3 protein-coding genes and 1 pseudogene are annotated in these 5738 nt (G+C 51.1%); 1 reads left to right on the plus strand and 3 read right to left on the minus strand.

Annotated elements, in window-relative coordinates:
• Positions 1-58: 58 nt before the first annotated feature.
• From parC to ACTHSP_RS17025, 3 genes are all read right to left on the minus strand, one after another.
• The gene (parC, locus tag ACTHSP_RS17015) at positions 59-2362 is read right to left on the minus strand and encodes a DNA topoisomerase IV subunit A (RefSeq protein ID WP_440346514.1); all 2304 of its coding nucleotides are present in this window, start codon (positions 2360-2362) and stop codon (positions 59-61) included.
• 208 nt (positions 2363-2570) lie between these two features.
• Positions 2571-3893 carry an MFS transporter gene (locus tag ACTHSP_RS17020; protein ID WP_314511327.1) on the minus strand — a complete coding sequence of 441 codons (1323 nt, stop codon included), beginning with the start codon at positions 3891-3893 and terminating at the stop codon, positions 2571-2573.
• A 200-nt stretch (positions 3894-4093) separates the two neighbouring features.
• A complete protein-coding gene (locus ACTHSP_RS17025) occupies positions 4094-5137 on the minus strand; it encodes a LacI family DNA-binding transcriptional regulator (RefSeq protein WP_314511325.1) in 1044 nt (347 codons plus the stop codon).
• 251 nt (positions 5138-5388) lie between these two features.
• Between ACTHSP_RS17025 and ACTHSP_RS17030 the strand changes: the two are divergent.
• Positions 5389-5738 (plus strand): annotated as a pseudogene (locus tag ACTHSP_RS17030) (glucose-6-phosphate isomerase); the annotation flags it as partial.

The following is a 5738-nucleotide window of genomic DNA, read 5'->3' on the forward strand; positions in this document are numbered from 1 at the left end:
TTTTATTATCATGCAATGTCGTATAAATTTAATTTATTTAGATATATTTGTTCTTGTTTCAGGACAAACTTTTCAGACGGCCTGATATTTCCAATACCTTGCCTTTTTTACCGCGTTTGCCGTCAATATCGGCAATACGCAGTTTTTCCTGATGTTCTGCACCGCGTCGGCCGACCGATACAAAGGTAAACTCAGGAGAGGTCGTCACCATAATGTGTTCCAAAGATGCACCATCGGCCAACGACATCAGCTGCAAACCGCGGCCTTTAGGCATGACTTTGAGTTCGCCAATGGAAAATGCCAAGAGACGATGGTCGCTGCTGGCCAGTACGACTTTGCAGTCGGGATTAATCAGCGAAGAAGCATAGACGGCAACCGGCGGCAGGACGGTTTCGCCGCTGTCTACGGTCATGACCACTTTACCCGCTTTCACGCGTCCGACCATATCGGCCAACTTGGTAATGAAGCCGTAGCCACCGCTGCCTGAGAGTAGGTAGTGCTGTTCGGGCTGGCCGGTGAGCATGGCGACGGGTTTCGCGCCGTTTTGCAGCTCGATTAATGATGAAACCGGCACGCCGTCGCCGCGTCCACCGGGAATTTCAGCGGCATCGAGCGTGTAGGTTCTGCCCAATGAATCGAGGATGACAACGGGTAAAACGGTGCGCCCTTCAAGGGTTTGTTTGAGACGATCGCCTTCTTTGAACGCGGTTTGGCTTAAATCGAGATTATGTCCGGCACGGCTGCGTATCCAGCCTTTTTCCGACAAAATCAGCGTGATCGGCTCATCGGCGGTGGTTTGCGTCAGCACGGCGCGTCCGGCTTCTTCTACCAGCGTGCGGCGCGCGTCGCCGAACTGCTTCATGTCCGCCTGCATCTCTTTGATAATCAGCTTGCGCTTTTCGTTTTCGTCGCCCAAAAGGATATTCAGACAACCTTGTTCCTCGCGCAATTCATTCAATTCTTTTTCGAGTTTGAACCCTTCCAAACGTGCCAACTGGCGCAGGCGGATTTCCAAAATGTCTTCGGCTTGGATTTCGGTCAGCCCGAACGCCTCCATCAGGTCGGTTTTCGGGTCGTCTGATTCGCGGATGACTTTAATCACTTCGTCGATGTGCAGAAAGACTTTCAGACGACCTTCAAGGATGTGCAGCCGTTTTTCCACTTGGTTCAAACGGAATTTCAGACGACGTGTGACGGTCACGACGCGGAAATCCAGCCATTCCTGCAAAATCGTTTTCAGGTTTTTCTGCGCGGGGCGGTTGTCCAGCCCCATCATCACCAAGTTCATGGACACATTGCCTTCCAGCGAAGTCTGCGCCATAAGCGTGTTGATGAAGGTATCGGTATCGATGCGGCTAGATTTTGGCTCGAACACTAGGCGCACAGGGTGTTCGCCGTCTGACTCGTCGCGCACGCGGTCGATTAAATCCAGCATCAGCTTTTTGGTATTGAGCTGGTCTTGGTTGAGCTGCTTTTTACCCGCTTTCGGTTTCGGGTTGGTTTGTTCTTCGATTTCGGCAAGGATTTTGGCGGAGTTGGCGTTCGGCGGCAGCTCGGTCACAATCACGCGCCATTGTCCGCGCGCCAATTTCTCAATTTCATAACGCGCACGCACGCGCACGCTGCCTTTACCGGTTTCGTAAATCCGGCGCAATTCGTCCGCCGGCGTGATGATTTGACCACCACCTGCAAAGTCGGGGGCGGGAATATATTGCATCAGGTCGGCGGTTTCCAGCGTCGGTTTCTTCAACAGTGCAATCGCCGCCTGCGTGACTTCGTTCAAATTGTGCGACGGAATCTCGGTCGCCATACCCACCGCGATGCCCGACGCGCCGTTGAGCAACACCATAGGCAAGCGGGCGGGCAGGTGCAGCGGTTCGTCAAACGCGCCGTCGTAGTTCGGCACGAAATCCACTGTCCCCTGATTGATTTCGGACAACAGCAATTCCGCAATCGGCGTCAGCCGCGCTTCGGTGTAACGCATCGCCGCCGCTCCGTCGCCGTCACGCGAACCGAAGTTGCCGATGCCGTCGATTAAGGGATAGCGCAAGGTAAAATCCTGCGCCATGCGTACCATCGCTTCATAGGCGGAACTGTCGCCGTGCGGGTGGTATTTACCCAAAATCTCACCGACCACGCGCGCCGATTTCACCGGCTTCGCCCCCGCCGTCAAACCCATATCGCGCATGGCAAACAAAATGCGCCGCTGCACGGGCTTCTGGCCGTCTGAAACTTCAGGCAGCGCGCGGCCTTTGACCACGCTCATGGCGTATTCGAGATAGGCGCGTTCGGCGTACTGACCTAACAGCAGGTAGTCTTCGCCGATAGGAGATGGGCTTGGAGCGGAAATGTGTTCTGTCATCAGGATGGTAAAACGAAATAAATTAAAGAAGGATATTGTAAAGCAAAATCGGTAGTCATAGCCAATTTGAGTGATGAACGGTAGCGCAGCGACAATAAGGCTTACCGAATCAGTTCAGCAAATGGAATCCGTTTTGACAAAAAAGGCCGTCTGAAACCATTTCATGTTTCAGACGGCCTTTTCATTTTGGTTTTAAATCAAAACTTCGTTATTCTGCAGTAGCCGGTTTGGCCGCAGTTTTAATGGTTAAGGTCACCGCTGCGGCAATGGCCAGGGAAACACCGGCAAAAGTCATCGCGTTGGCAGGGTTTGAACCCAAGAAAGTTCTGTACACCCAGCCGAAAGATACAGTTTCAATCAGCATTGGAATCACAATCATCATGTTCACAATACCCATGTACACGCCGTAACGTTCTTTCGGAATAGAACCGACCACAATCATAAACGGCACGCCCATCATACTTGCCCAACCGACACCGAAACCAATCATCGGCGCAAACATCAGGTATTTGTTGCCGATGTGCGGAATGGTGAGCAAGGCCAGCGCGGCAAGGGTAACAGCAAAGGCGTGAACATATTTGGCGGCGTATTTGCGCGCCATCCACATCAGGCCGAAGGCGGAGATAAAGGTTACAACATTGTAGCAAGCGTTTACAAGGCCGGTCCATGCAACCGCTTGACTATACGCTTCGGTATTTTCAACAGTCGAATTCCAAACGGATTGGACGATACTGTGGGAAATATATTGCCAATAGATGAAGAGTGCGTACCATTGGAAGAGATACACCAAAGCCAGTTGCCACAGGGCAGTCGGCATTTCGCGCACAGCAACGACAATATCTTTAACAGCATGGGCCGGACCGCTCGGCTGAGCTTTAATGGCCGCCATTTCTGCAGGACTAGGCTCGCGTTCGGATGTCGATAACACAGTAACCAAAACCGAACCAATAGAGCAAACCGCACCAATATAGAAGGAACCGAATACCCAATACGGGATACCCGCTTCGGAAGTTTGTTGCAACCAGCCGATTTGTTGGAAGATGTAGAGGGAAACGTTGGCCAGGGTAATACCCAAACCGGTAAACACAGACTGCATCAAGAAACCGGTAGATTGCTGGTGTTCAGGAACGGTATCGGCAATAAAGGCACGGAAAGGTTCCATCGCGGTATTGTTACTGACATCCAAGAGCCACAGCAGCAATACGGCCACCCACAAGGCGGTAACGTGCGGATAAATAAAGAGGCAGAGACTGCAACCGATGGCGCCAATCAAGAAATACGGACGGCGGCGGCCCAATCCCGGCACCCAAGTGCGGTCACTCATCGCACCAATCATCGGCTGCACCAGCAAACCGGTAATCGGGCCTGCCATATTCAAAATCGGCAACTGGCTCGGGTCGGCATGAAGAAAGCTGAAAATCGGATTAATCGCAGTTTGCTGCAACCCGAAGCTATATTGAATACCGAAGAAACCGAAGTTCATCAGCATAATCTGGCGAAGTGTCATCGCCACTTGTGGGGAGATTTTCATAGGAAGGCTACTCCTGGGTAATAAACTATGGAAACAACAAACTCCAATTTCAGCGGTATGACGCTTTTATTGTATTTGGGCTGCCCTTTTTACTGAGGCAACTCCGTTTTCAGACGGCCTTTATTTTGACCGTTCACATGAATCTTATTTTGATGTGTGTTTGTGTTGTTTAAAGCTTATTATTTTCAGGCCGTCTGAAACTATTTATTAATCACAGACTGACGCCAGATGGTTTCCCCAACGACCTTGACTGGCTGAACCGCACCGGTCGGGTGTTCAATGTGTTGAAACAGCAAATCCGCCGCCATCGCGCCCATGCGCAGATACGGCAACTCGGTACTGGTCAACGGCGGAAACAGCGTCTCTGCAATCGCGCTGTGGTTATCATATCCGGCAACGGAGACTTGCTCGGGAACCCGTACGCCACGCGTCCTCAAAATCCCGTAAACGCGCACGGCCATTTCATCGTTTCCGCAGCAAATTACCGTCGGCGGAATCGGCAAAGACAGCAATTTCAAAATAGCCGAAATCAAAGAACCACTGTCATTGCTGAAGTCAGGATAACCAGTTTGCACCAAATCAGGATCGAAGACAATATCCGCATCAGCCAAAGCCCGGCGGTATCCGGCCAATCTCAATCTCGTCGCTTCCACGCCCGGCTGCAAAGTCACATAAGCAATCCGTTTGTGTCCGCTTTGAATAATTCGGCGCACCAAACCATACTGCCCTGCTTCGTCATCCGGCAAAACCGCAGGCGTACCCGCCAAATCAAAACAGTTGACCAACACCATCGGGCAACGGTTGGGCACTTCCGGCAGCAATACTTCCTGATGGAAACCTGCCACATATAAAATCCCCTCGGCACGATGTTCCATAAAGGTACGGATCAGCGGCTCCATCTGACCGGGCTGCCCCGGCTTGTTGTCGATGTCGGCAATCATCAAAATCTTGCCTTGTGCGCGAATCTGCTGCTGAATGCCCTTAATCAAGAACATATCCGGTATACCGTGTTCGCCCGTATTTTCACCTGTCCGCGAAATGGCGCCGGTAATCAAGCCGACCAAGCCGGAACGGTGTGACCGCATAATCCGTGCCGCAGAAGATGGGATATAGCCCAAAGCAGCAATCGCTGTTTCTACTTTGGAACGGGTTTTATCACTGACCGGCGCATCGCCGTTAATCACCCGGCTGACCGTCTTAGGAGATACCCCAGCATAAGCAGCGACATCATAAATTGTAGCCATCTTACGGACCCGCCCCGACAAGATTTCAATAATGTTACATAGGATAACACAGCAGACATCGGTGTCATACCCCCTTTTTTACAGAAACTTGATGATAATCAACCGTTTCTATTGCATTTCGCATACATTTCTTAAACAAAACCGCCCCTACCATCTCCCAAAAGTTGTCCAAATTTGTTAAACTACAAACAACTACAAAAAGCAGAAAATAGATACCCTGCTTGTTTACTGTTACATACTAAGGAAACGAGATGTCCGCATACTCAGACGCATGGCAGGCCTTGAAAGCCCATCATGCCGATACTCAACACGTTACCCTGCGCGAACGCTTCGCCGCAGATGCCGAACGTTTCAATAATATGCATGAAATTTTGCATGGTTTGTTATTTGATTACAGCAAAAACCGCCTAGATGAAAACACCCTTGATTTATTGTGCCAACTGGCCGAAGCAGCCGATTTGCCACAATATATGCAGGCCATGAGCAGCGGTGAAAAAATCAACACCAGCGAACACCGCGCCGTTCTCCACACTGCCCTGCGCCTGCCTGCCAATGCCAAACCTGTTTACGTTGACGGCGAAAACATCGTGCCCAATGTTCA

It is taken from the genome of Neisseria sp. P0001.S005 (genome assembly GCF_051963715.1).

What these genes read in the sequence shown, in the direction of transcription:
- parC (WP_440346514.1), bottom strand. Translation starts at nt 2,362, where the DNA reads ATGACAGAACACATTTCCGCTCCAAGCCCATCTCCTATCGGCGAAGAC.
- ACTHSP_RS17020 (WP_314511327.1), bottom strand. Translation starts at nt 3,893, where the DNA reads ATGAAAATCTCCCCACAAGTGGCGATGACACTTCGCCAGATTATGCTG.
- ACTHSP_RS17025 (WP_314511325.1), bottom strand. Translation starts at nt 5,137, where the DNA reads ATGGCTACAATTTATGATGTCGCTGCTTATGCTGGGGTATCTCCTAAG.